Genomic DNA, 26,133 nt, shown 5'->3' with positions numbered 1-26,133 from the left:
TTTGGCTCGGTCTCAATGTTTCCCATTTTAGCTTTTGTATTTGGTTTTCATCCGCAGTGCGACGTTAACCAAAGCAATCAGAACCGGAACTTCGATCAACGGGCCAATTACGCCAGCGAATGCCTGGTCGGAATTCAGACCAAATACAGCAATGGAAACCGCAATGGCCAACTCAAAGTTGTTACCCGTTGCCGTAAATGCGATGGAGGCATTTTTATCGTAGGGGATGCCCATTCTCTTCCCGATAACGAAGCTGGCAAAAAACATCACTACGAAGTAGATCGCTAGTGGGACTGCCACGCGGAATACATCCATTGGCAGTTGTAAAATCATCTCTCCTTTGAGGCTGAACATCAGCACGATGGTGGCGAGCAAAGCGATCAAAGTAATGGGTGAAATTCGAGGAATAAACACATCGTTGTACCAGTTCTCACCCTTTGCAGCGACTAACCACTTGCGACTGAGAAAACCAGTAAGGAAAGGAATTCCTAAGTAAATCAATACGCTTTCTGCAATGTCACCCATGGAAATATCAACCACAAAACCTTCGTAACCAAAGAACGGTGGAAGTACCGTGATGAATAGCCAAGCCATAACGCTGTAAGTCAGAATTTGAAATGCGCTATTTAATGCCACTAAGGCCGCGCCATATTCTTTGTTGCCGCCGCCAATATCATTCCACACTAAAACCATAGCGATGCAGCGTGCAAGGCCAATCAAAATAATGCCAACCATGTAACCCGGATGATCACCAAGAAAGGTTAAGGCAAGAACGAACATCAGGATTGGACCGACGATCCAGTTCATAACCAGAGACAGCGTAATGGCTTTTTTATCTCTCGTTACCGTTCCCAATAGACCGTAGTTCACCTTGGCGAGTGGTGGGTACATCATCAAAATCAAACCAATGGCGAGCGGTACGTTCGTACTACCAACGGACATTGCTTCGTTCCATTCTGCTACTTGCGGGTAGACTGCGCCTATCCCCACGCCGATGGCCATTGCGACAAAAATCCAGACCGTTAAGTAGCGGTCAAGAAAGCTCATTTTTTCACTGGCACTATTTAAAACTTCAGTCGTCATAGTGGTCTCTATTCGTTTATCGTCGAAAGGCGATGTATTAAGTTATAGTTTATCTTTGCACGCGTGGAAAGCGCGCAACGTGTCTTAGCTAAATAAACCGGAAAACTGAGCGTTAAACGCGTTCAGTTTTTCACGTTGAATACGGTAACAAACCTTTGGCGGGTTGGGTTCTGCACTGATAAACCCGGCCTGTTTTAGAATGCGTAAGTGTTCTGATACAGTCGATTGCGCTAAACCTAACTCAGAGACTAAATCGCTATTTAAGCAGCCACCCATGGTGTCTAAAGTGTGAAGAATATGCAGAATGCGTAAGCGAGCAGGATGAGACAGCGCTTTCGCTTGAGCGGCGAGTGCTTGTTCTTTATCGAGTTGTTGTTGCGTGGTTTCAAAAGCAATTTGGCACGTTTCGTTGCATTTGTTGCTCATGAGCAGACCTTTATAGTTAATCGTCGAATTGCGATTAAGTGTACGTGTGCTTTTTCTAAGGCGCAACTGTTGAAAGGAGAATTGAAGATAAGCGACGTCAAAAAATGGGAAGGGATGATGTCTCGCAAATATTTGGCGGACTAACAAAGAATTCGGTCAAATGGCAGCAAGTAAAGAAGCAGAACTTAAAGATACGACGAATTGGGGGTGTGGTATCAGGAGCTAAGTTCTGCTTGGGGGTTAGGTTGTGAGCAATTTTCTATATTTCCTGCGAGCCAAATCAGTATGGTGAAAAAAGGGGAGGTAAAAAAGAGAGTAGATTTCTTCGCTTTATTCCTGATAAGACCAAATAGGTGGGTTTTTCCTACAATATAGGGACGAAATGCTAGTAAAAGGGGAACAAAGTGTTTGGAAGTTTTCTTATTTTATTGCCGCCAAGTTCAGTAAAATACGCCTATTCAATGACCTCCTAGAGTTAAGGTACGTGCGGTGTCTGATCTCAACTTATTTCGTTATTACCAACGCTTGCTCTCTTTTGGTGTTGGTAATGAAGCAAAAACTACGCTGCAAGAAATCGCCGATTTGTTGTTTACTTCGCCTCGTCATGCGCGCAGTTTGCTGGCGCAGATGCAAGAGATAGCGTGGTTAAGTTGGCGACCAAAACCGGGACGGAACCAACGTTCAACATTGTTGTTAAATGTTGAACTCAGCGCGCTAAAAGAAAGCCTTGCACTAGAGCGGATCAAGCTTGGTAAGTACGAGAAAGCGCTGTCGATTCTGGATGAAGATGAAGCTGCATTTGGGCGACTCCTCAAAACAACGTCGGGCGCATCGGTAAAAGAGGGGCGGCTCAATATTCAGCTGACCTACAAACGCATGTTCGAGCGTGTTGTTCCTCATCAATTGCAGCGAAGCAGTGAGCGCTTTTTGCTACGCCAAATTTATTGCTGTTTGGTATCAAGTGATTATTACGGGCGCGTAAAACCAGAGCTGGCGCACCATTGGCGATACGATGAGCAAAAATTCGAATGGACGTTTTACCTTCGCCCCGGGCTTACCTTCCATAATGGCAACCCAATCGATGCCGACACGGTGGTGAGTTTGTTTGCCAAATTGAGCTCACTAGAATACTACGAGAAAGAACTCGCGCATGTGGCAAACGTGACTGCGCCAAACCCTCTCAAAGTGGTGTTTACACTTAACCGACCTGACTTGGGTTTTGCTGGGCTTATTTCTGGCGTGAAATATGGCATTCAACCCGTAAGTCAGGTGAACGTTGCGAACAACAAGTTGGTGGTAGGGAGTGGGCCATTTTCCGTCGTTGAGCACAGTGAAAACCGTTTGAAACTGCAAGCGTTTGATGGTTATTACGCGTGTCGAGTATTAACGGATTTGGTGACGATCTGGATCGTCAACGATGAAAAGATGGAGAACCCATCGCTCGCTGCGAATACTCTGCAACCACAGCCAGTCCTTGTTGATGACATGTGCGGTCACTACATGTCGACACCGAACAGTGAAACGTCCCCAGCGAGCAAACGCAGTCGAACGGAAGACGGTTGTTTGTTCGCACTGTTTAACCATCATGCGAAGCACGCTTTGTCTCAGGCTCAGCGCCGATACATCAGTGATTTGATTCGACCGGAGCAGTTAGCCGAAGTGATGAAGAGCGAAAAGATCAATTTTGGTAGCGTCGCTGCTTATAACTTGTTGCCAAACTGGAAACCGGTGTTGCGCCCCTTTGGAGATGTGGTCAAGTTGCCAAAGCTGATCACCATCGCAGGGTACAATTACACGGCGCTACGCCGGTGCGCGCGAGCGATTTCTTCGCGTTTAGAGCGTGCGGGCAGCCGAGTGGAGATCGTTATGTACTCCTACCGAGAACTGAGCGAGAAAGCCAAAAACGGCACGCTTGATGAGACTCTGGTTGTCACCAATATCAACTTGGACGATAACCGTCATGCGTCTGCGTTTAGCAACTTCTTTAGCAATGCTGTGCTTTACCACACCTTAGGGGCGCAGAATGCGGCGTGGTTGGATGCTCAAATGGAAAATGTCCGTGCATTCTCACCGCTTGAAGATTACCTGAGCGCGTTAGAGCCGATCGCGTCCACATTGATTAGCGAATATTGGATTGCACCGATGTTCCACCATACTCAGACGCTACGTTTTCAAGGGGTCTTGGAAGATGTCGCACTCACAAACTGGGGATGGCCAGACATACGATCCGTTTGGTCTGCGGACTGATCAAAACCGCCTGAATGGCGGTTTTTTTGTGTCTGCAATTTGGTGAAAGCCAGTGACGTTTTTATTTCTTCGAGCCAACAAATGTGATGTTTATCTACGTTTGAGTGCGAGCCATCAAGAAATAGCTCGAAATGAACTTTGAAATTAATCACGAATTATATCGAGTCAATAGGTCTAATGTGATCTGATTTAAATAATGTAACTTTAAGAATATTGTCGAGAAAGTGATTTTATTCAAAATTCGTCTATTGACTTGTTGCTCAAATAAAATTTGTAGATTTTTTACGTGTGAGATTTTTGAGATCTGTCCATTTAAACAAATTGACAGGCTTTAAAGTGTGATTCGAAGCGCAAAAGTAGCTCGGTTGCGCGGTTGGGACTCTGTTATTGATAATTAACCCATCAGATGACGAACTGTTGATAGGGTTAAATATGCTGTACGAGTTAATCGACCACGAACTAGTAGATGTAATTAATGATCGCGCTTACCAATGGCAAGATGCGGTTAAAAAGACCACTCAATACCTAGAAAATAAAGGTTACGTCTCCCAGCACTATGCTGATGCGATCATCCGTTCAACGGAAGAAAACGGTCCTTACTATGTGTTATGCCCTGGATTGGCTATGCCTCATGCCCGACCTGAAACTGGCGTTTTAAAAACAGGCTTAGGCATCCATATTTTCCCATCACCTGTTGATTTTGGATCGGATCTCGGTCCGGCCAATATTCTTATTACCTTAGCTGCGAAAGACTCTGATACCCACATTGAGGTGATTCAAGCGTTGAGCGAGATGTTTGTGGATGAAGAGAACATTGCAAAACTGGCACAAGCCTCTTCCAAAGAACAAGTGCTAGACATAATAAAAGCATACTAAAAGGAACATAACGTGAAAGCAAACATGCGAGCCAATGTGCAAGCCTTCGGAGGTCATTTGACCGCCATGGTGCTGCCAAATATCGGAGCCTTTATCGCTTGGGGCTTTATTACTGCACTCTTTATTCCTACGGGCTGGATGCCAAACGAAGCCTTTGGCGAACTCGTGGGGCCAATGATCACTTACTTGCTGCCACTTTTGATTGGTTACACTGGTGGTCAGATTGTTGGTGAAAAACGCGGCGCGGTAGCGGGGGCTATCGGTACGATGGGCGTGATTGTCGGGGCTGACATACCGATGTTTGTTGGCGCAATGATCATGGGCCCACTGAGCGCTTGGGTTGTGGTGCAAGTGGATAAACGTATTCAACACCGCATACCTTCTGGTTTTGAGATGGTGGTCAACAACTTCTCGTTGGGTATCGTCGGTATGTTGTTGTGTTTGTTCGCTTACGAGATTGTTGGCCCTTCAGTCACCGCAGCAAACTTGTTCGTGAAATCAGGCATTGAAGCGTTGGTTGCAACGGGGTTCCTGCCTTTGTTAGCGATCATTAACGAACCAGCAAAAGTGCTGTTCCTGAACAACGCCATTGACCAAGGCATTTACTACCCACTAGGCCTGCAAGCGGCAGCAGAAACGGGCAAGTCCATCTTCTTTATGGTGGCGTCTAACCCAGGCCCTGGTCTTGGTATGCTGCTGGCCTACGCGAAGTTTGGTCAGGGTTTGTCTAAACGTTCTGCGCCAAGTGCCATCATCATTCACTTCTTTGGTGGTATTCATGAGTTGTACTTCCCATACGTACTCATGAAACCAATCATGATTGTGGCAATGATTGCTGGTGCGGCGACAGGCATCGCAACCTTCAACCTATTCGACGCCGGTTTGGTCGCGGGTCCAAGTCCAGGCTCTATCTTCTCTTACCTTGCTCTTACTCCGAAAGGTAGCTTCATCGCGACCATCGCAGGTGTGACAAGTGCAACGATTGTCTCTTTCTTAGTAGCAAGTGCGATTTTGAAAGTGAGCAAATCAGAAGAAAAAGAAAGCGAGTTTGAGAAATCAGTTTCTGACATGAAAGAGATGAAAGCGGAAGGCGCAGTTCAGCCAGTTGCAGCTGCGACGACGCAAGAGCCGAGCAAGCCAATTTCATTTGTCGCATTCGCATGTGATGCGGGTATGGGCTCTAGTGCGATGGGCGCATCGACCTTCAAACGCAAGCTGGTACAAGCTGGGATAGAGATTGAAGTGAAGAACTTTGCCATCGAGAAAGTCCCGAGTGAAGCCGATATCGTCGTGACACACGAGAGCTTAGAAAGCCGCGCACTCAACGCGACAGGTTTACCAGTCGTAACGATCAAGAACTTCCTCAACGACCCAGCGCTTGACGAGCTGATGGATAAGATTAAGCAACAAACGGTCGCGACTGAGCAACCAGCCTAACAATGCAGTTTGGGGCGGCAGGTATCGCCCCAATTAGGAGAAAAATCATGGTAAAAACAACGGCAGCGGTTATCTGTGGTGAGAAAAACGTTCAATTAAGAACCTTTGATTTACCAAACATTTCAGCCGACGAACTTCTGGTTAAAAACATTTCAAACAGCATTTGTCTATCCACGTACAAAGCAGCATTGTTAGGTAGCAAACACAAACGCGTTCCTGAAAACATTGACGAAGTGCCAGTGATGACAGGTCATGAATACGCAGGTGTGATTGTTGAAGTCGGTGAGAATCTAAAAGATCAATTCAAAGCTGGTGACTACTTTGTTTTGCAACCTGCCATGGGCTTGCCAACAGGCTACTCAGCAGGCTACAGCTATGAGACATTTGGTGGCAACGCGACGTATTCCGTTATTCCTAAAATCGCTATCGACCTAGGTTGCGTACTGCCTTACCACGGCGATTACTTTGCTGATGCGTCTCTGGCTGAGCCAATGTCTTGCATTATTGGTGCGTACCACGCGAGTTACCACACTACCCAATACGTGTACGAACACGATATGGGCATTAAAGAAGGTGGTGCGTTAGCGCTACTCGCTTGTGCTGGCCCAATGGGCATTGGTGCGATTGACTATGCGATCAACGGCCCTGTAAAGCCAACGCTGGTGGTGGTTACTGACATCGACGCTGCGCGTTTAGACCGAGCTGAAAGCCTTATTCCGGTTGCAAAAGCTAAAGAGCAGGGCGTAGAACTGCACTACGTGAATACCGCTCAAATAGACGCTCCGGTCGCGTATCTCAAAGCACTCAACGGTGGCAAAGGCTACGACGATGTAATGGTCTACGCGGCGGTTGCTCAAGTGCTAGAACAAGCCGATGAGCTACTTGGCAATGATGGCTGCCTCAACTTCTTTGCTGGCCCAACGGATAAGAATTTCAAAGTGCCGTTTAATTTCTACAACGTGCATTACGAATCAACCCATATTGTAGGGACGTCCGGTGGTTCAAAGGGTGACATGGTGGAATCTATTGAGCTTTCCTCACAAGGCAAGATCAATCCATCGTTCATGATCACACATGTTGGTGGCTTACAAGCTGCGCCACATACGATTCTGAATCAGTTGGATATTCCGGGAGGCAAGAAGTTGATTTACCCACATATTGACCTGCCATTGACGGCGATTGATGACTTTTTATCGCTGGCAGACCAAGACCCGTTCTTTGCGGAACTCGATGCGATTTTGTGCGCGAACAACTATGTGTGGAACGCGCATGCAGAAAAAGCGTTACTTGAGTTTTATGACGTGAGCTTAACGGTTTAGTTGCAACGAACATGTGTGGTAGCCTTTGCGCTGCCACATAATGGAGAGGTCATAAGACGTTGTCACGTGAAGACGAATTACTGGAGAAATTGGATGAGTGTGAAAATGCCACTGCGTTTCTTCAGGTTTCTAACAAAATAATTAACCTCAAGTTAAAAGCATTACTTCCGAGTGTGTTCGTCCAAGACGACTTAGTGAAGGAGTATGCTGTGGATCCGTTATTGAGAGAAGATGGGCCATTGGTCACGACCGATGTTGTCTCCAAGTTGATGTTTGCGATGGGAAAAATCTCATTACAAACTTATGCAGACATTGGCTTGTACGATCAGGTATTGGAGTATGTGGTTACTCAGCCTGAAAAGATCGCGTTTACAGATGATGTGATTTATGACTTCATCAAAAACCAAGCGGTACTCTCTTCTCAGCAAGACTGCTTTTATCTTGAGTCGATCAATCAGCTAAAGTTCTCTTCGTTTGAGTCCTTTTCGCAGATGAGATACGAATCTCTCATCAAAACAGTGCTCAAGCTGTCGTGTGAAATGTTGATAGAAAGAATCGAAGAGGAAATCAATCAGTAAGGGTTCACCATGAAAGTGAATTTAAACGTCAGTGGCTTCGAAACCGAAGCAACCTTTCCCGATGCCGACGTAAAACGAATCCATCAGCCTCTTATCGAAAAATTTACTCGCCTCTATCATGAGAAGCAGGAACGCATAGTAGTGTTCTTGTGCGCTCCTCCGGGCAGTGGCAAGTCGACACTCGCTGCGTTCTGGGAATACTTGTCGGAACAAGATGAAAGCCAAGAGCCTTTACAAGTGCTGCCGTTTGATGGTTTCCATTATCCAAATGAGATCCTCGACAACAATACGATTGAACGAGATGGCGAGCTCGTGTCTCTGCGCAGTATTAAGGGGGCCTATCAAACATTTAATCTGACGGAGCTTATCGACAAGCTCAAACAGCTCAAAGTGAAAGATCCGAAATGGCCTTACTACGACCGCAATTTGCATGATCCAGTCGACGACGCCATTTTAGTGAATCGCAATGTTGTTGTCGTTGAGGGGAATTGGTTACTGCTTAATGAACCGGTGTGGAATGAACTGCATCGTTTGGCAGATTTTACCGTCTTCGTCAATACACAGCCTGAGTTTCTGCAAGAACGCTTAGTAAACCGTAAGATTCGTGGTGGCACCGCACCAGAAGCCGCATTAGCGTTTTATTTAAACTCAGATGCCGTAAATGTAGATAAGGTTTTAAATCACTCAATTCCAGCGGATCTCACGCTGTTTCTCAATCAAAACGGTTCGTTCGAAATTCGATAATTTGTCCACAATTTAGGAGGTCACCATGGATATCGTCGTTGATAGCCACACCCATACTATTGCCAGTGGACATGCCTACAGCACCATTTTAGAGAACGCATTGGCAGCCAAGAATAAGGGGTTAAAACTTCTTTGTACCACCGATCATGCTCCCGAAATGCCAGGAGCCCCTCACTACTGGCACTTCAATAATCAAAGAATTTTGCCCCGCTTTTTGCATGAGGTCGGTATTCTCCGTGGCGTTGAAGCCAACACTTTAAACGTCAAAGGCGAGATCGATCTTCCGCTTTCCTCTGATCAACATCTTGATTGGGTAATTGCTAGCTTTCATGAGCCCGTTTTTAGACCCGCAACCGAAGCGGAGCACACTGCCGCGCTAATTAACGTCATTAAAAGTGGCAGAGTGGACGTGTTAGGGCACTTAGGTAATCCCAATTACCCATTTGATATGGAGCAAGTGTTGCGTTGTGCTAAATCACACAATGTGGCGATTGAGGTGAACAATACGTCTCTCACAGGCAAGAGCCGAAAGGGCAGTGATGCGCGCTGTGATCAAATTGTTGCCTTAGGAAAAGAGATTGGCGTGTATTTCAGTACCGGCTCTGATGCGCACTTTTGCGAAGAGATTTCAAAACTGGATCTCGCCATCGAATTGCTGGAAAAACATGGCGTGGAGAAGGACAAAATCCTAACGACTTCAACCTGTCGTTTCTTGAAGTTCTTACTACTCAGAGGTAAACCACGCATTCCTGAGTTCGACGCGTTTTACTGATGTATGTGCATGAATAATCAAAAGTAGACCCCGCCAATCGGCGGGGTTTGTATTAGTTATGTACAAACTTGATTACTTACAAAGGTGACTCAACGACTACATATTTACGATCTGCCCTAAGTGGCGCAAACCATGTGTCTTGGTATTTGAAATAGCTTTGCCCGTCTATCACTATCGTCTGCTTGGTGTGGGGAAGTGAGTCAACAATTTCGCCAAGCTTATAAGGACTTGGGGTTTTCTTAGTGATCGTTTTGCTTGTCTCTGTTGTCGTGGTACTCACTTGGTTAGGAGAGGCAGAATAAGAGTTGGGTGAGGTTGTCACAGTGCTTAAGTTCGTTGTTGTTGACACTGAGTTAGGTAAAACATCACTACCACTGATGACCGTGTAATTTCCGGCTGGTGGGTTTTGGACATACACGTAACGACTGCCGCGCTGTTGATAATAGGCGTCTTGCACAATGGCATAGGTCACTCCAGCGAAAATCGCAAACGTAGCTATGCCAACCAGATCGTTATGGTAATAGTAATAACGCCCACGATAAGGTGGATACCAATAACCAGGTCGCACATAAATGAAAGAGGAATGGTATCGCGGCGGTCTTATTACGACGGGTGGACGATGGTAGTAAGGCGGTCTGTAGTCGTGTGAAGGGCGATGGTGATGCGGCGGCCGAATCGGTCTCTCCGGACGATTTACAGGATGACTGTGGTGCTTATTGCCCGGTTGAGTAATGGGTTTCACCGAATGTTGCGGATGAGGTTTTGCCTGTAATGTTGTTGTGCCGAGTATCATGACAAACACACTGGTCGCAAGCCCTCTGAAAATTGATATGTAGTTCATAAAACGCCTCCCCTTGATATTGGAGAGTAGGGTGCTCAAAACATAAGTATAACAGAGCGAAACAATTAGGAAGCGTTAGGATCTGAGCGTTGTTCAAGTACTAGAGACAAGAGGCGCACCAGTAGGGACTGTGCTTCAGGTGATAGCAGCCGAGCAACCGTCACCAAATCTTCTGCGGTCACGTGTTCTATCCCTCTAATATCGAGCGCGATATCGAGGTCAGTCAGATTTAGAGAGCGCAAAATAGAGCGGTATTGCGAAAGTTTGAGATCCGATTCGCCTCGCTCGATGCGTTGGTAGGTTTTGACGCTCATTCCTGCGATATTTGCCATTTGTTCACGCGACAAACCGTGCTCTTTTCGTCTAATAATGAGCGCTTCAACGATAGGGTCTACGTGCATGGCTTCTCCAGATAGGACAGTTTTGACCTAATCAACGCAAGAAGTGGACCACTTTAACCACCCTATCTTTACCCGATTTTAAAAAGGGTATAAGAATGGCGTTCTAATTAAATGTGCAATTATTTCAGTCAGTTCTTATAAAAATGGAAAAGCATCAGTCATATAAATCAATTACAGCAAAAGTTTCTATTCGCAAAATGCAACGCATTTTAGATCAGCTGCTGAATGAAATTGATGAGAAACACCGCGCTTCAAAAGAGAATGTTGTGACATTGACTCGGCAGTCACAGCATCGTCTGATGAGCTATAAAGAGCTTTATCTTCACCGTGAGGCTATAGCCGAAAGTGAACTGCTGTTGGCGTATGAAAGTATGAGTGATACAGAGAAACAGATAGCTGATATGGGGCTATCAGAACTAACTTATGCCATTGAAGCGCTAGATAGAGCGTGCTAACGCATTGCACAATATCGTCAACGATTGGATTGTGTTGAATAAAGGGAATAATAAACAAAGAAGGGATGCAAATGCTGGGGAACCACACCCAGCATTCGGACACTCATTTACCTAAATTTTCGAACCGTAAATCAGTGTTTAGAGGTATGTGAACCGAAGCGAGTCGGTACGCAGCGAATAATAGCGATATTGTCTGATCTAGGCTACGTCCTTGGAATCTAATACCTTAACCTAAACTGTAAATTAATTTGTACACACGCCAATAATTGAGCGCTCCAGCACGTTCTTTTTCTCATTAAGCGATAAAAGACTAACTAGCGATGAAAATAGCAACATATCTATTGCTCCAGTAAAGGGTTGTTAAAATATATCGCTGTAAGACTGACCTTTTGCTTTTCAATCGTCCTAGTTATGCCTTACAATCTTTTTCGAACCAAATCCATTCATAAAGAATGGGGTTGATGATTCCAGATGAACGATTTTGCTTCGAACCCAAAGTTGTCACATCTCATCAGCCATTAACACGCCCAAAACGACTCCCGATTCATTCATGTGCAATTGAACTAACCACCTTTTGCTGCATGTTTCTTGTGACAGGGGTTCTTGTATCCATTTTCTGGCTAAGAGAGAAGTAGGGTCGTTTTGTGTCTGTGCTTTGGATGCTGCACAGCAGGCGAGAGATAAACGGATTGAATTTAGAGGTATTAACCGTGAACCTAAAACTTGTCGGCAGTTCCCTGATCGTTGCAGGTACTGCTCTTGGCGCTGGTATGCTTGCCATACCTATGGTGCTTGCTCAATTTGGCCTCCTTTGGGGCACTCTTCTTATGTTGTTCATCTGGGCTGGAACGACTTATGCCGCTTTGCTTCTACTTGAAGCGAGTTGCAAAGTCGGTGGTGGCGTAAGTATGAACGCAATCGCCCGCGAAACACTTGGTAAAGGCGGTCAGTTAGTGACTAATGGCCTGCTTTACGCGTTGCTTGTTTGTCTATTGATGGCTTACATCATTGGCGCTGGCGATCTAGTGCAAAAAATCACGGCATCAGTCGGCCTTTCTATTTCCACTGTTTCTAGCCAAGTTGGCTTTACCATCTTAGTGGGTCTGATTGTTTCTGCTGGCACTGGTGTGGTCGACAAGCTTAACCGTGGTCTGTTTATCGGTATGATTGTTGCGCTTGTTTTAACGCTGTTTGCTCTTGCTCCTAGTGTTTCATTCGAAGGCCTAAACGAAGTCGTTAGTAGCGACAAAATGGCACTGATCAAAACCAGTTCTGTGCTATTCACCAGTTTTGGCTTTATGGTCGTCATTCCTTCGTTGGTGACTTACAACAAAGAAGCGAGCAAAACTCAGCTGCGCAACATGATCGTTGTCGGCTCTACGATTCCTTTGGTTTGTTACCTATTGTGGTTGTTTGCGGTTGTGGGTAATTTGCCGCCACATGAGCTGGTACAGTACTCAAACGTCACTGAACTTATCTCGGTTCTTGGTCAACAGTACAATGGCTTGGAGTTTATTCTGTCCATGTTTACTGGTTTGGCGTTGCTAACTTCATTCTTGGGTGTGGCAATGGCGCTTTACGACCAAAACGCGGACTTGCTCAAAACCAGCAAGCCAGTGGTATTCGTCACCACATTTATTCTGCCGCTACTTGGTGCTGTATTTGCTCCGGAACATTTCTTAGCAATTTTAAGCTACGCAGGCATTATTCTTGTGTTCTTGGCGGTTTTTGTTCCACTGTCGATGACAATGAAAGTGCGCCGTGTTCCTGTCGAAGATAACAGCGTTTATGAAGCTGGTGGCGGTGTGATGGGCATGAGTATGATCTTCCTGTTTGGCTGCTTCCTACTATTTGCGCAAGCTGTCTAATACAAGCACATTGAATACATGAGCCGCCCGTTGAAAAACGAGCGGCTTTTTTAATGGCAATGACATAAGTTTTACGAGAGATGACGGCTTTGACGTCGTGCTGATATTTGTTCATAAGCTCTGACCGAGAGGTGATACTCCTTAGCGAACAACTGACATGTGGTAAGCAGATGCTGACTAATATAGTGATAGTTATGTCGATAAGGGGAATCGTTGTGTCAAAGCAATTATCTGTTGCCATGGTTGGCGTTATGCTGTCTTTGGGTGTGTTCAGTGCGGAAACGATGGCAGATCCAAAACACAGACACGGTCATAAACACGAGCATCATCATGACCATCACCACCATAAACGTAAGCACAAGCATAAACACCGACATCATGATGTGATTGTGGTGAACCCAAGGCCGCCAAGGCACCAATACTACTATTACGACCGCATTCCTCGTAATAGCACTTATATTCAAATTGGTAACTTTACGTATTTAAAAGTGGATGACCATTATTATCGTCGTTCAAGTGACCGATATATCCATGTAAAACTATAGATACAAAAACAGCGAGCTAGGCTCGCTGTTTTTGTTGATGAAAGGTCTAAACCGTAAAGCGATTTAGGATTTCATCCTGCTTGCGTACATTGTCGTGTTGAGATTGCATCGCTTCGTTAGTGCGGTTTGCAGAATCAGCAACTTGAGTGGATAGGTCTTTAATATTGACCGTGTTGTTGTTGATTTCTTCCGCAACAAGGCTTTGTTCTTCTGCCGCAGAGGCGATTTGCAAGTTCATGTCTGAGATGCGTTGAATCGCATCACGAATGCGTTGTAGCGCATCATTCGCCAAATCAGCTTTTTCTACCGCTTCTACAGCACTGCCTTTGCTTTGATGCATTGCGCTTGCCACCGAAGAAGCACCAGATTGTAGCTGCTCAATCATGCTGCGAATTTCTGTTGTCGATTCCTGTGTACGCTGTGCCAGTGTGCGAACTTCATCGGCCACTACAGCAAAACCACGACCAGATTCACCTGCGCGTGCAGCCTCGATTGCAGCATTCAATGCAAGTAGGTTGGTTTGGTCTGCAATATCGTTGATAACTTTAAGAATCGTTTCGATGTTTGCTGTTGCTGACTCTAACACCTGAACTTCTTCAACCGCCAAATCAATGCTGTCTGAGAGCATATTAATGGTTTGTGTTGATTCGCTCACGACTGATGAGCCTTCAATGGTTGCTTGATCGGCTTCTTTGGCAGCGCTTGCGGCGCCTTGAGCGTTGTTCGCAACTTCTGTCGCGGTGACAGACATTTCGTGCATTGCGGTTGCCAGTTGCTCCAATTCTTGAAGCTGAGTTTGAATGGCACCAGCGGAGTCGCGTGCGCCTTCTGCCGTGATTTGAGTGCCAGTAAGAATCTGATCAGAGATAGATTTCGATTCAATGATCTGCTGCTGAAGATTTTCCATAAAGGTGTTGAAGTTTTTCGCTAGCTCAGAAAACTCCTGATCGGTGTCAGTTTCTAGGCGTTGCGTTAAATCACCTTTGCCAGATGCGACGTCTTTAATTGCCGTGTTTAGTGTATCTAGCGGGCGCATTAGGGTTCTGATCAGAAGTGTTAATGCGATAACTGAAGCCAGTACAGCGATGATTGAGTAAATGATCGCGCTATTACGTAGCTCTCCAACCACTGAGTAAGCTGCTGTTTCATCAATGATTGCACCCACGTACCAGTTCTCACTTGGGATATGAGTAAGGCTAACCATGTAAGGATTGTTATCAACTTCGATGCGTTGAGTCGCCTTATTTAAGTCAACTTGCGGTAGGTAGCTATTGAGCTTTTCACCGTTGTACTTACTTTGCGGGTGCGCAATCGTCGTGCCATCGTCAGTGACTAAGAACAAGTAACCAGCATCAAACAGGTTCACTTGGTTAACTAGGTCGGAAAGGGTAGTTAGCTCTAGGTCGTAAAACATGCCCGCCAAGAACTGGCCGTTTTGTTTTACTGGCGTACCAACAGAGATGATTACATTCTTAGATGATGCATCAACATAAGGGTCGGTAACCACCAAATCGCCTTTGTTTTTGGCTGCGATAAACCAAGGGCGTTGTCGAGGATCATAATCAGGCCCTGCATCCCAACCGTCGTCGTTTTCAATCACGAAGCCATTACTTTCGTAACCAAAACCAATCGCTAGGAAGCTCGATTTCGGAGTTGGCTTCTCAAGAATGTCTTTTACGTATGTGCGGTCGTTTGGCGATAGTTCTATGATCTCTGTGATCGAGCGTGCGAGATCTTTCTTCGCGTTCATTTCAGATTGAACGGTGTTGCTCACGCTGGTCAAAATCTCTTTAACGCTTGAATTGATGTGCTCCTGAGTTTGAGAACGAATCGTCATAACTTGTTGCGTCGATAGTAGCGACACAGTAATTAGCAGCAAAATTGAAGAGGCGGTGACAACCTTATGTCTGAATTTCATGAGTTTTCCTCTAAGTCTCCCGGATAGTTTTCTTCTGCTTCCACCTCTTTTTTGGTTCGGGTGAATTCGGCAGAAAAAGAAACCTGTTGTGTTTGATTACTTTCTTATCGACATCTTTATCAAAAACATGAATCCATTTGTTGTCTTTTTTAACTAAAATTAAACAAAATGGTGATTTGAGTTAAAACTTGTGAGTTTGATCTGATTAGTGAGCCATCTTAATGAAAGCGTCATAATGAAAGGAATTGCTTAAAGAGTACTGTTGCTAACAGGTTTGATTGAGGAGTTTAGTAAAGTTTTATTTATTATAAATAAGCATTTATAGAGGTTTTTTCTTTGTAAATTATAGAGTTTACGTTGGGGGCGAAGTTAAGTAGGGAAGTAAGCCAAATTTTGTTTGTAAAAAAGGCCCCGACAGAGCGGAGCCTTTGTGTATGCTTTGATTTTAGAAAATTAGATGCGCAACACCAGCAATCACAGGAAGTGTAATCAGCGTACGCAGAATGAAGATAACAAACAGTTCTACGATGTTAACTGGAATCTTGCTACCTAGTAGTAGTGCACCAACTTCTGACATGTAAATCAACTGAGTAACAGACATTGCTGCGATAACAAAACGAGTCATTTCGTTGTCGATAGATGCCGCTAGAATCGCAGGGATAAACATATCTGCAAAGCCAACCACGATAGTTTGCGATGCTTGTACCGCTTCAGGAATTTGTAGCAACTCTAAGTAAGGAATGAATGGCTGACCAAGGATCTCAAACACTGACGTGTATTCAGCAATCACTAGTGCAACGGTACCCAAACCCATAACCACAGGCAGAACGCCAAACACCATATCGATAGCGTTGTGCACACCTTCTTTGAATACGGACTGAACAGATTTTACTTCTGCAGCGCGTTTTAGAGCTAAGTCCATGCCCCAAGAGAATGTCGTGTGACCTTCTGGCACTGCATCTACATCTTCTGCTGGCTTGCTGCCGTCAATGTAGCGGTTTTTTTTCAGGCTTAGAGGCGGCAAACGAGGAATGATAACCGCAGCCACGATACCTGCTAAACAGATAGCTCCGTAGAAAGGTAGGAACAGGTGTTCAAGTTGAACCTGAGCAATAACAACTAAGCTGAATGTGATCGATACCGCTGAGAACGTTGTACCAACAACTGCCGCTTCACGTTGAGTGTAGAACTTGTTTTCGTACTGCTTGCTTGTCAGTAGGATACCCACACTGCCATCACCCAACCATGATGCCATACAGTCGATCGCACTACGGCCAGGTAGGTTAAATACCGGACGCATTACTTTACTTAATAGCGCGCCAAATAGTTCTAGAAGACCGAAGTTAAGTAGTAGAGGAAGCAGAAGGCCAGCAAAAATGAATACTGCGAATAGCGTTGGTAGAAGACCAGTTAAAACAAGGCCGCCGGTGTTTTCTTCCCAAATCGCTTTTGGACCTACTTGGAAGAACGTCATCAATACCGCAGCACCACCGATTAGGCGAACAACAAGCCAAAGTGGAGACGGGTTGAAAAGTCCGTTTAAGAAACCGTTACGAAGGATCGCTGCTGGCTTGAAAATTTTACAAAGAACAGAAGCGGCAGCCATGAAAGCGATAATAGCGGTAACGATAGCAATAAGTGCATCGCCAAGTAAGGCAGGAATGACTTTTGCCATGACTGCAACAGGGATAGTGAGGTCGCCATTGTAAGAAATAGGCGCCATAAACAGCAGAAGACCGATTAGGGATGGAATGAAGAACATCCAAAAGTTGCCCTTAGGTGCTTCAGTAGCATTGGTGTTGTTATGCATAGTTTTCTCGTGTTACTACTAGTCAATACTCGCCATATTCCATGACATAAATATTCACTAAACATCCGTATTTAATCACAGTGATGCGGAGGGTACCCGCAAACTGCATCCATTGCAATACTATTCATTAAATACATGTAGTTATTCAGCCGATTTATCGGATAAATTGCCAAATAACGCCATTGTGTATATGAAAATGTTGCGTGTGTTAGAAAATTGTAGCACGAGAGGCGTGCTGTGCAGATTCTTATGGGGCGCAGTGTGACTGGAATAATAAAAAGACGGGCAAATGTGATTACGATCTCACGTAAATTACCTTGGTTTTTAGGCTTAACCTTAATAGTACTAAGGGCTATAGAAGGCTGTATTGAGTGTTATATAAAGAAAGTTGAGACAGTCGAAGGTGGATTGGAATGAAGCAGAGTCGCAACGGATTCATGCATTGATGGCTGAATCCGTTGCTTGAAATTAAGCGTTTTGGTTGCGACTGATGGAGTAAAGGTAAGCCCAGTAAATTAGCGCGATACCAAAGGCTAAAATTGCAGGAAATACCAGAGCATACAAGCCATAAGCCATAAATAAGGCAGCGCCGACGCTCCCGCCTAGTAAAAAACCAAAGAAGATGAATAGAAACAACTTAGCTTTACGGCGGTCAAATTGACGTCCTCGTAAGCTCTCACCAATCATAATGCCAAGGTCGGTAATGATCCCCGTCATGTGTGTCGTTCGGACAACTGCGCCACTAAAAGTGGTGATCATCGCATTCTGCAAACCACATGCTGCTGACGCTAAGTATTGGCCGTAGGAGTCGCCCTCGACCAAGAAGCCTAAACTTAACAGTAACAAACTCCCTTCAATACAAAGTGCCACACCATAGCGTCGGCCAAGCTTTAAAGCGCTACTCTCAATAAAGAAGCCGCTAAACGCAGAGCCAATCAAAAAGCTGAATACGATAAAGAGCAGGTGAATGGAATTATCCATACCTGTTAATAGGCTATTCCCTAGCTGAGTTACGGTTCCGGAAAGATGCGTTATCGCTTGATGTTGAAAGCCGAGAAGACCAACGGCATTGACGCAGCCCGCGAGAAGGGCAAGTAGAAACGCGCCATATTCCACCCAACGAGGAAGTCTGGAAATCACAATAAAACCCCACCAAATGTTAGGAGCAGATTATAACGCTCACACTGAGTTACGAAACCTTTTCCTGTTCAACTCGGTTGATCATTCTCAAAAAAATCTCATTTATAGAGCTTTTGCTCAGATAATAACAAGCCAATAAAGGGGGATTCCCCTCTATTGAATGTGTTCCATTGTGCACTCGAAACTCACCCAGCCATGTTTCCTTTGCTCATAAATCGAAACTTTTGGCTCATGAAATTCGGTGTTATTGAAAATTCCAACGGGAACAACAACGATTTCGGGTGCTGCGGATAACAACAGTTGCATCGTCGTGCCACAAGCAGGGCAAAATTCGTATTTCACTTCATTACCATCGTCACTGATTCTGGTGTAGTTGGTCGTGTCACCATCTAAAATGACCTGCTCTTTATCGAATTTGGCCTGGACACCAAAAACGCTGCCTGTTCGTTTCTGGCATTCAAAGCAGTGACAAATAGAGGTTCGCAGAGGTTCATCTTTACAGCGAAGTTGAACTAAGCCACAGGCGCACTCTCCGGTGTGAATTATGTTTGTCATCGTTATTACCTATCGATTGCCCACTAAACAGTTTATACCTAAATCCGCTCGAGTGATTTCACGATACTTGGTTCATCGAGATTTGAGTGTATGCGGTCATCCTATTGGAATTGGTATATACTCCGAACACAATTTTTAGAACAAAAACAAGGAAGTCGCCATGGCTCGCAGCAGAATTCTGCCAATTCCACTCATTCTTCTTATTCCTATCGTGCTATTAGCGATTGTTATCATTGCTGGTGTGTATCGCTTTAGCTTGTCTGATGATGAAATCATGGCCAAGTTTCCGCAAGCAGAGGTGCAATCTAATCCTATCGTTGCCGAAGTGTTGGGAGTGCAAGCGAGGAATCCGTGGACAATTCAAGTACCAGAGCAAAATGCCGTCTCTTTTTTAGAAGAGTGGGACAAGGAGAATGGCTACCTGATTGGTCAGTATGATGCAGGCGCGACAAAGGGGCAGGTTTTGGTACCGACCGCGTTTATCGCTCAACGTAAAATCAACAAAGAATTTTGGATTGCGGCGCCGATGATTGTTACGACTCAAGGCTCAGGGGCATTTTATTATGTTGGGTTGTTTAAGTTTGATCCGATCCCGAGCCGAGTGGTGTTGCTAGACAGCGTGTTTATTGGTGATCGAGTTAAATTTGCTCAAATCAATTGGCAAACGGATACCAAAATCGCTATTTCATTCCTAACGCATGGCGAAAGTCAATCCATGGCAGATGAGCCAAATCAATCAAATTCAGCCACTCTAACTCGTGTAGGTAATAACCTACATATGCAACAGTGATGAATTTTTTTTGACTTCTGTAAAAATTAAGTGTTTTCTGCGCTAGATCTCGAAATTTCATAGTGATTTCTTATACGGGAATGCATAAGCTATGAGCCTTGTTTGAAAGGAGATAGTAATTCCCGTGTCTACAAATGAAATTACAAAACGGTTGCCGAATCTGACAAGTCGTAGAGCGCTACTGTTATACTCCTTGCCAGTTTTAGTTGCGATAGGTGTTTCTCACTCTCTCAAAGAGTCATCTTTAACTAAAACCATCGCATTAAACCTGCCAGAATCGCAGGTTGTTGAACGAATTCTTGATGCGACGACTGCGGAAGTCGTCACTCCACCTAATTTTGAGTATCAAATCCAAGCTGGCGATAATTTAAGTACTATCTTTAGCCAACTCGGTTTCGGTTACAGTTCATTAATGAAAGTAATGGAAACGGATTTGAACTACCTTGCACTTGATACCTTAAAGCCTGGTAATACGCTGCGTTTTTGGCGCAATGATGCCACAGGCGAGCTAGAAAAAATGGAACTGCAATTTTCGATTGCAGATAAAGTGGTTTACCAGCTGAACAGCGATGGTGGCTATGACTTTACCGATATTTCCATTCCTGGTGTTTGGCGTCAGGAGCCGCTAGTTGGCGTAATTCAAGGCAGTTTCTCTTCTTCTGCGAATCGTTTAGGTCTGAGTTCTGCAGAAATCAGCCAAGTGGTGAGCTTGCTAAAAGAGCAGGTGAACTTTGGACGTGATCTTCGTGCGGGTGACCGATTTGAAGTGGTTCGTCGTTCACAAACTATCAACGGTGTTTCAACTGGCAAGAATGAAATCGAAGCGATCAAAATCTACAATCGTGGTCGTGAGATAACCGCGTATCTTCATACGGATGGTCAGTTCTACAACGCGAAAGGTGAAAGCCTACAGCGTGCGTTCCAACGTTATCCTGTGAGCCGTAGTTGGCGTATCAGTTCTGGATTTAACCCGAATCGTTTACACCCAGTAACAGGCCGTGTTGCACCGCATAACGGTACTGACTTTGCTGTACCGACTGGCACGCCTGTAGTGTCGACGGGTGATGGCACCGTGATTATGACACGTAAGCACCCGTATGCGGGTAACTACGTTGTTGTTGAGCACGGTAACAAATACAAAACGCGTTACCTGCATCTAAGCAAGATCTTAGTGAAGAAAGGCCAAAAAGTTTCTCGCGGTCAGCGTATCGGCTTGTCTGGTAAAACAGGCCGAGTTACTGGTCCACACCTTCATTATGAATTGATCGAGTACGGACGCCCTGTAAACGCGATGCGCGCGAACATTCCGATGGCGAGCTCTGTTCCTAAGAAGGAGATGGCAACCTTCATCGCGAATCGAGATGAAATGGATAAGCTGCTAAAAAATAAAGAAAAAGCGGTTTTATAGCTGTTTAGGCTCTTAATCGAAACAAAAAGACCAAGCAATTGCTTGGTCTTTTTTATGCGCGTTTGACTTGTCTATCGTTAATCATGTGTACCAATTCATCGACGTTGTGTGGGCGAGAATAGAAGTAGCCTTGAATATAATGACAACCCATGTCGATAAGCTTATTTAGCGCCCTGTCGTCTTCTACGCCTTCTGCAATTAAGTCGACATCCAACAGTTGAGCTAACTGGGCTATCAGATACACCACTTGCTCTGACGTTTTGTTCGAGAGCATATTGCGCACAAATGTGGCGTCAATTTTGATGCTGTCGATAGGGTAATTATGAATGTAATTTAAGCTCGAATAACCAGTGCCGAAGTCATCCAGTGCGACTTTAAAACCAAGATAGCGAAGCGAGTTCAAAACCATCTGCTCGCGCCCACTTTGAGAAAGCAAAACGGTTTCAGTGAGCTCTATAACAAAGTCCGAAGCATCGTGACCGTATCGCTCGAGCAAGGTTGTTAGGTGGTTGATGTAGCGGTTTGAATCGACCAGTTCGTGTGCAGAGCAGTTGATGGATAGCTTCACGGTATAACCGAGGTGGGCCTCTAACTCTTGCTTCGCAATACATGCTAACTCTATGATTCGCTCACCTAATTCGATGATTAATCCCGATTGCTCTGCCGCTTCAATAAACTCCGCAGGGGAGATGTTGCCATACACACTGCTGTTCCAACGAGCGAGTATTTCAAAGTAATCCCAGCGATCATTGTTTACATCAACAATCGGTTGTAACACCACGTAAAGCTCATGACTTTCAGTAATGCTCGTGCTTAATTGAATGCGCATCGCTTCAATCAGTTGCGTTTGACGATGATAAAGCGCACTTAAGTGCGTGTCGTAATGTTGAATTCGTGTGTCACGGTGTTTTTTGCAATCTTTCAACGCTAAGCTGGCATTTAGGATCAGTTCATCACTGTTGAGCATGTGAACAGGCGCTCGTGCAATGCCAATGCTCACGGTAAAAGAAATACGATTGGATTTGTCACTGTAACCGGCTTCAATTTTATCGAGCTCTTCCTGACATACAGCTACGGGATCTTCATCATAAGTAATAAAGGCAAACTCGTCGCCAGCAACGCGAAACGCGTTATTCGGGGAAGACAAGCTCTGTTGAATCGCATTTGCAGTAAACTTGATGATCTGGTCACCAATGTAGTTCCCGTTGATGTCGTTTATCGATTTGAAGTTGTCGATATCTAAATACGCCAGATTAAAAGGGCGGGTGGCTTGCTGCGTTAATGTTTCTAGCGTGTCTGCCAAACAGCTGCGGTTCAACAAACCGGTGAGGTTGTCATGGGAGACTTCGTAGCTAAGTTGGTTTAGGAGTTTGTCCGAACGCTCGCTGACCCATTTTTCACGAAGGCTATGGATAATCACATTGGCATAAAAGCGATGAAGTTCTAGCACATCTTGTGCTTCTTTCGCGTGAATACTTCGCGTAAAAGTAGACAGCAAAATCCCAAGCACTTCGCCACTTTGTGTTTTCAACGGGAGGCCAAGGTAAGCTTGAACGCCATCATCCTGAAACATCTGGTCTTCAGGAAAGCGTTTATAAACCTGATCTTGGTAAAAGATGTGCTCGCCAATGTCTTTCGCGACTTTTTCACATGGCGTGCCAGACAGGTGGTAACTGAGGTTATCTGAGATCTCTCCGCCACTTGCAAAGGAAATGGTGTGCGCAGCATGTTGAAGATGAGCCACTTCAACAACGCATGTACAATGACTCTTCAACTGTTGATGGATATCTAAAGTCACTCTGTTGAGCAGAGCGCTCCCATTGAGCTTCAATATTTCATCAAGCTTTTGGACACTGATTTGTACATGATCCATTAAACACGTTACCTAGCCGTTATTAATTTCATATCGTGCTTTGATAGTTGTGCGACACGACGACTTATAATTTGATATGCATCAAGTAAACTATCGTTTACTTCAGGAGATTTATCAAACTTTGAATCCCAACAGATAAGGAATTAACACTAATAGGTGAGTCTAGTAAGACTAGAGTGTTATCAAAGTTTGAGGCATTAATTTCAAAGTAGTCGCTTACTCACACATTTAACAAGAAAACTATCAAATTAGATGCGTTTTTCTTCTTCTAAACGGGATTTTAGATAGTCGAGGAACAATTGGGTGCGTGTGTGTTGGTAGTCCAGTTTTGGGTAGTACGCATACACCGTAGCCTCGTCGGCTGTAACATCCGGCAAAATAGGCACTAGCGCCCCGGATTTTAAATCGTCTTTGATCATTACGTTGTTGGTCATCAAGATACCCATTCCGCGTTTTGCACCATGAAACAGAGCTTCTGGATTGGTCGTTGCGAAGTTGCCTGACAAGCTCACTCTTTTCCCTCGGTTGGTTTTGATCTCTCTTGCAGGTTTTTCTCCCCAAATCAAAATATTGTGTTTTGTCAGCTCTTCAACATTTTGTGGCGTGCCGTATTTTTCTAAGTAACTCGGCGCTGCATAAAACTGAGCTTTGTGTTCGAACAGCGGGGTGGCTTTAAAGCTTAATGAATTGAGCTGTTCTAAATGACGACTGATGAAGAGATCCAAACTCAGTTCCGGCAGTTGACCGGGTAGCGTCGTGGTGAGTTGCAGAGTGATATCGGGGTATTTTTCTAGAAAATCATCAAGGTAGTGGACTAAAAACTTAGAACCTACCGCCAACGTTGCGCCAATCTTTAACAGACCGGCCGGAGACTGGTTTACTGAGCGAGTTTCATCTAACACGGACTGCCAAGAGTCAAGTTGCACTTTGGCTCGCTCGTAGAATAGGGCACCAGCTTCGGTTTGACTTATTGAACGAGTGGTACGCTTGAGTAACTGGACGCCAATTTTGTCCTCTAACCACTGGATACGCTTGCTGATAGCAGAGCTTGTTGTGTTGAGCTTCCGGGCGGCTGCATTGAAGCTGCCTTCTTCGATAACTCGAATGTAACTTTGTACACTTTGAATCCAATCCATTAAGTCCTCCGAGGAAATAATTCCTTTCCAATTTAGCTGATTATCATCGTTGAGTATCAAATATACACTGTTTGCAATAAGTCTGTAATACAAGTGGGAGGGGACTAGTGCGTAAAACACCGTTGTTACTTGCGATGATGATCATTGCTACTGGCCAGGTTGGCGTCAGTATCTATCTTCCTTCTTTACCTCTCATTGGCCATGACCTTAACTTGCCACAACCTTCGATTCAGAGTTTGGTGACGTTATTTTTGGTTGGTTTCGGTGTGTCACAGCTATTTTACGGTCCGCTTTCTGATGCCATTGGACGACGACCGGTGTTTATTCTCGGACAAAGCATCTGTTTAATCGGTACCGTCATTTGTATCGTCTTTGGCGATAACATTTCTGCACTTGAGGCAGGGCGATTGCTGCAAGGATTAGGAGCCGGCAGTGCCTCTGTTTTAGGGCGCTCAGTGCTACGGGACAGTTATGACGGTATGCAGTTAACGAAAGCTTTGTCGTATATCTCTGTCACTGCTTCTGTCATGCCGATTGTCGCGCCTCTTTTTGGCGGATGGATTGCGTACCACTTTAGCTGGCAAGCGGTATTTGTCTTTGTGCTGCTTTACTTGTTGGCGATATTTATCCTTGGCTACTTGGTTCTGCCAGAAACGCTGCCGTATCCAAAACGTAAGTTCGAGGTAAGGCAAGTCATGGTGAATTACTTCTACTTGCTAACGAACAAGCAAGTTATCGGGAGTGCCAGTTATAACTGGTTAAGCTACCTATCTGGCTTAGTGACACTGTCTTTATATCCATTTTTGATGCAGCAAGAATTGGGCTTAACCGCGGCTGATTATGGTTCTTTGATGATTATCCCGTCAGCTGGTTTGTTGATGGGGAGCGTCGTCCTCAATTTGATCAATAACCGTTATAAAGCACAGCAAATACTGTTGATGAGCTTTGCGATTGTTGCGCTTTCTGGGTGTTTACTGTTGGTGACGCCGTTTACGGTTGCATCGTTACTGGTCGCATTCACGTGTTTGAGTTTTGCGCAAGGGATGTCTTTTCCTGTTTCGATAAGTTTATTGTTGTCTCCGCATAAGCAGCAAGCCGGTGCAGTGTCTGCATTATCTGGCTCAATTCAAATGTGTTTAGCGGGTTTGTTTGGTGGCTACTTGGTTGAAAAGTGGGTGACGGATCAGCATCAGCTAGGCATTTTTTATCTATTTATCGCTCTAATTTCTTGCATCGTACTGGTGGTTAGCCAATATCGAAGGGCACCTCGTCAGACTGCGCAACCGGAAGCTTCCAGTTGAATGTTCTAGCGAAGGGAAATGTACTTGCAAGGTTAGTGGCTCCTTTCTAAAATGCGCAGCTAAATTAAGTCAGGCTTAGTGAATGACTTGAGTCAATCGCACTGAACTTGTTTCAATCAAGGGAACAAGGTTTGGCGTGGTACTTTGATTCAAGCTAGCGCAGTAGTTTCTGCAAACTGACAACTCGCTCTCCAATCGTTAGGTGAAAGAATGCAACAAAACGAATTTGAAACACTGGTAAAAGAAATTACCTTGCAAGAAAACATGCCAAAGGCGCTAGAACTACTTAAAGCGTGTGAGGAAGAAGAAGTTGCACAAGCGGCAGAATCCCTAACTGGTCAGTTTGGTCTTGCAGAAGTTGATGGCGAAAAACGTATTTACCACATCACTCTACAAGAAGACGAGTCCGGTCTAGAGCAGGAATACGTTGAGCATGTCATGAATGAAGGCGACAACATGATTAAGTTTGCAGCTTGGTTTTTCGAAACTTTCTTTGAGATCAAGCAGAAAGACACCTACATGGCTGCAGGTAAAACTTACCAGCAACCGAAGCGATAAACAGGCTTTCTAAAAAATCAAAAAGCACTTCCTGAAAGAAAATTACAAAATA

At 44.8% G+C, this 26,133-nt stretch carries 24 protein-coding genes; 14 read left to right on the top strand and 10 right to left on the bottom strand.

Annotation, left to right across the window (positions count from 1 at the left end):
* Window positions 1-27: 27 nt before the first annotated feature.
* Together arsB and ACF8CV_RS05415 are read right to left on the bottom strand one after the other, a co-directional pair.
* Window positions 28-1,083, bottom strand: coding sequence for an ACR3 family arsenite efflux transporter (arsB, locus tag ACF8CV_RS05420; RefSeq protein WP_138938020.1), 1,056 nt, complete (start codon window positions 1,081-1,083; stop codon window positions 28-30).
* Between the two features lie 84 nt (window positions 1,084-1,167).
* A complete protein-coding gene (locus ACF8CV_RS05415) occupies window positions 1,168-1,509 on the bottom strand; it encodes a helix-turn-helix transcriptional regulator (protein WP_005482591.1) in 342 nt (113 codons plus the stop codon).
* A 489-nt stretch (window positions 1,510-1,998) separates the two neighbouring features.
* Between ACF8CV_RS05415 and ACF8CV_RS05410 the strand changes: the two genes are divergently transcribed.
* From ACF8CV_RS05410 to ACF8CV_RS05380, 7 genes are all read left to right on the top strand, one after another.
* Entirely contained in the window at window positions 1,999-3,756 is a 1,758-nt protein-coding gene (locus ACF8CV_RS05410) for an SgrR family transcriptional regulator (RefSeq protein WP_005482583.1), read from the top strand.
* A gap of 432 nt (window positions 3,757-4,188) precedes the next feature.
* On the top strand, window positions 4,189-4,632 hold the full coding sequence (locus tag ACF8CV_RS05405; RefSeq protein WP_005391226.1) for a PTS sugar transporter subunit IIA: 444 nt from the start codon (window positions 4,189-4,191) through the stop codon (window positions 4,630-4,632).
* Between the two features lie 12 nt (window positions 4,633-4,644).
* Window positions 4,645-6,069: a PTS mannitol transporter subunit IICB gene (locus ACF8CV_RS05400; protein WP_077672446.1), complete on the top strand. Its 1,425-nt coding sequence runs from the start codon at window positions 4,645-4,647 to the stop codon at window positions 6,067-6,069.
* Window positions 6,070-6,116: 47 nt separating this feature from the next.
* Window positions 6,117-7,388, top strand: coding sequence for a zinc-binding dehydrogenase (locus ACF8CV_RS05395; protein ID WP_140056251.1), 1,272 nt, complete (start codon window positions 6,117-6,119; stop codon window positions 7,386-7,388).
* A 59-nt stretch (window positions 7,389-7,447) separates the two neighbouring features.
* A complete protein-coding gene (locus tag ACF8CV_RS05390) occupies window positions 7,448-7,966 on the top strand; it encodes an MltR family transcriptional regulator (protein WP_005462031.1) in 519 nt (172 codons plus the stop codon).
* A 9-nt stretch (window positions 7,967-7,975) separates the two neighbouring features.
* Window positions 7,976-8,710, top strand: a complete 735-nt coding sequence (locus ACF8CV_RS05385; protein WP_021450709.1) for a nucleoside/nucleotide kinase family protein — start codon at window positions 7,976-7,978, stop codon at window positions 8,708-8,710.
* Window positions 8,711-8,735: 25 nt separating this feature from the next.
* Window positions 8,736-9,482 carry a phosphatase gene (locus ACF8CV_RS05380; RefSeq protein WP_025540800.1) on the top strand — a complete coding sequence of 249 codons (747 nt, stop codon included), beginning with the start codon at window positions 8,736-8,738 and terminating at the stop codon, window positions 9,480-9,482.
* 76 nt (window positions 9,483-9,558) lie between these two features.
* Here ACF8CV_RS05380 and ACF8CV_RS05375 read toward each other — a convergent pair whose 3' ends face one another.
* Together ACF8CV_RS05375 and ACF8CV_RS05370 are read right to left on the bottom strand one after the other, a co-directional pair.
* Window positions 9,559-10,323 (bottom strand): hypothetical protein, encoded by a 765-nt coding sequence (locus tag ACF8CV_RS05375; RefSeq protein WP_208871080.1) that lies wholly within the window; start codon window positions 10,321-10,323, stop codon window positions 9,559-9,561.
* A gap of 65 nt (window positions 10,324-10,388) precedes the next feature.
* Window positions 10,389-10,724 carry a helix-turn-helix transcriptional regulator gene (locus tag ACF8CV_RS05370; protein WP_005462056.1) on the bottom strand — a complete coding sequence of 112 codons (336 nt, stop codon included), beginning with the start codon at window positions 10,722-10,724 and terminating at the stop codon, window positions 10,389-10,391.
* Between the two features lie 143 nt (window positions 10,725-10,867).
* Here ACF8CV_RS05370 and ACF8CV_RS05365 point away from each other — a divergent pair, with 143 nt between their 5' ends.
* The 3 genes from ACF8CV_RS05365 to ACF8CV_RS05355 all read left to right on the top strand — a co-directional run bounded on the left by ACF8CV_RS05365 (window position 10,868) and on the right by ACF8CV_RS05355 (window position 13,592).
* Entirely contained in the window at window positions 10,868-11,179 is a 312-nt protein-coding gene (locus ACF8CV_RS05365) for a hypothetical protein (protein WP_021448112.1), read from the top strand.
* 710 nt (window positions 11,180-11,889) lie between these two features.
* Entirely contained in the window at window positions 11,890-13,047 is a 1,158-nt protein-coding gene (locus tag ACF8CV_RS05360; RefSeq protein ID WP_208871081.1) for an amino acid permease, read from the top strand.
* 215 nt (window positions 13,048-13,262) lie between these two features.
* Window positions 13,263-13,592: a hypothetical protein gene (locus tag ACF8CV_RS05355; RefSeq protein WP_025525226.1), complete on the top strand. Its 330-nt coding sequence runs from the start codon at window positions 13,263-13,265 to the stop codon at window positions 13,590-13,592.
* A 46-nt stretch (window positions 13,593-13,638) separates the two neighbouring features.
* Here the strand turns inward: ACF8CV_RS05355 and ACF8CV_RS05350 are convergent, their stop codons facing one another.
* The 4 genes from ACF8CV_RS05350 to ACF8CV_RS05335 form a co-directional block, all read right to left on the bottom strand.
* Window positions 13,639-15,510, bottom strand: a complete 1,872-nt coding sequence (locus ACF8CV_RS05350) for a methyl-accepting chemotaxis protein (protein ID WP_208871082.1) — start codon at window positions 15,508-15,510, stop codon at window positions 13,639-13,641.
* Between the two features lie 445 nt (window positions 15,511-15,955).
* Complete coding sequence (locus ACF8CV_RS05345; protein ID WP_208871083.1) at window positions 15,956-17,320, bottom strand: YjiH family protein; 1,365 nt, start codon at window positions 17,318-17,320, stop codon at window positions 15,956-15,958.
* Window positions 17,321-17,788: 468 nt separating this feature from the next.
* Entirely contained in the window at window positions 17,789-18,460 is a 672-nt protein-coding gene (locus ACF8CV_RS05340; protein WP_015313010.1) for a YoaK family protein, read from the bottom strand.
* Window positions 18,461-18,613: 153 nt separating this feature from the next.
* On the bottom strand, window positions 18,614-19,015 hold the full coding sequence (locus tag ACF8CV_RS05335) for a GFA family protein (protein WP_017447860.1): 402 nt from the start codon (window positions 19,013-19,015) through the stop codon (window positions 18,614-18,616).
* A 160-nt stretch (window positions 19,016-19,175) separates the two neighbouring features.
* Between ACF8CV_RS05335 and ACF8CV_RS05330 the strand changes: the two genes are divergently transcribed.
* Window positions 19,176-19,805 carry a hypothetical protein gene (locus ACF8CV_RS05330; RefSeq protein ID WP_138938017.1) on the top strand — a complete coding sequence of 210 codons (630 nt, stop codon included), beginning with the start codon at window positions 19,176-19,178 and terminating at the stop codon, window positions 19,803-19,805.
* Window positions 19,806-19,929: 124 nt separating this feature from the next.
* Window positions 19,930-21,213, top strand: coding sequence for a peptidoglycan DD-metalloendopeptidase family protein (locus tag ACF8CV_RS05325; protein WP_011106286.1), 1,284 nt, complete (start codon window positions 19,930-19,932; stop codon window positions 21,211-21,213).
* A 52-nt stretch (window positions 21,214-21,265) separates the two neighbouring features.
* Here the strand turns inward: ACF8CV_RS05325 and ACF8CV_RS05320 are convergent, their stop codons facing one another.
* Together ACF8CV_RS05320 and ACF8CV_RS05315 are read right to left on the bottom strand one after the other, a co-directional pair.
* Window positions 21,266-23,086, bottom strand: a complete 1,821-nt coding sequence (locus ACF8CV_RS05320) for a bifunctional diguanylate cyclase/phosphodiesterase (RefSeq protein ID WP_138938016.1) — start codon at window positions 23,084-23,086, stop codon at window positions 21,266-21,268.
* A 248-nt stretch (window positions 23,087-23,334) separates the two neighbouring features.
* The gene (locus ACF8CV_RS05315; RefSeq protein ID WP_005498358.1) at window positions 23,335-24,222 is read right to left on the bottom strand and encodes a LysR family transcriptional regulator; all 888 of its coding nucleotides are present in this window, start codon (window positions 24,220-24,222) and stop codon (window positions 23,335-23,337) included.
* A 107-nt stretch (window positions 24,223-24,329) separates the two neighbouring features.
* Between ACF8CV_RS05315 and ACF8CV_RS05310 the strand changes: the two genes are divergently transcribed.
* Together ACF8CV_RS05310 and ACF8CV_RS05305 are read left to right on the top strand one after the other, a co-directional pair.
* Window positions 24,330-25,523 (top strand): multidrug effflux MFS transporter, encoded by a 1,194-nt coding sequence (locus ACF8CV_RS05310; protein ID WP_017447858.1) that lies wholly within the window; start codon window positions 24,330-24,332, stop codon window positions 25,521-25,523.
* A 210-nt stretch (window positions 25,524-25,733) separates the two neighbouring features.
* Entirely contained in the window at window positions 25,734-26,081 is a 348-nt protein-coding gene (locus ACF8CV_RS05305; protein WP_138938015.1) for a hypothetical protein, read from the top strand.
* Window positions 26,082-26,133 lie beyond the last annotated feature (52 nt).

It is taken from the genome of Vibrio sp. zbq_1 (assembly GCF_043102935.1).
GTDB classification, from domain to species: Bacteria; Pseudomonadota; Gammaproteobacteria; order Enterobacterales; family Vibrionaceae; genus Vibrio; species Vibrio parahaemolyticus.
This window is presented reverse-complemented; position numbering and strand designations above follow the sequence as displayed.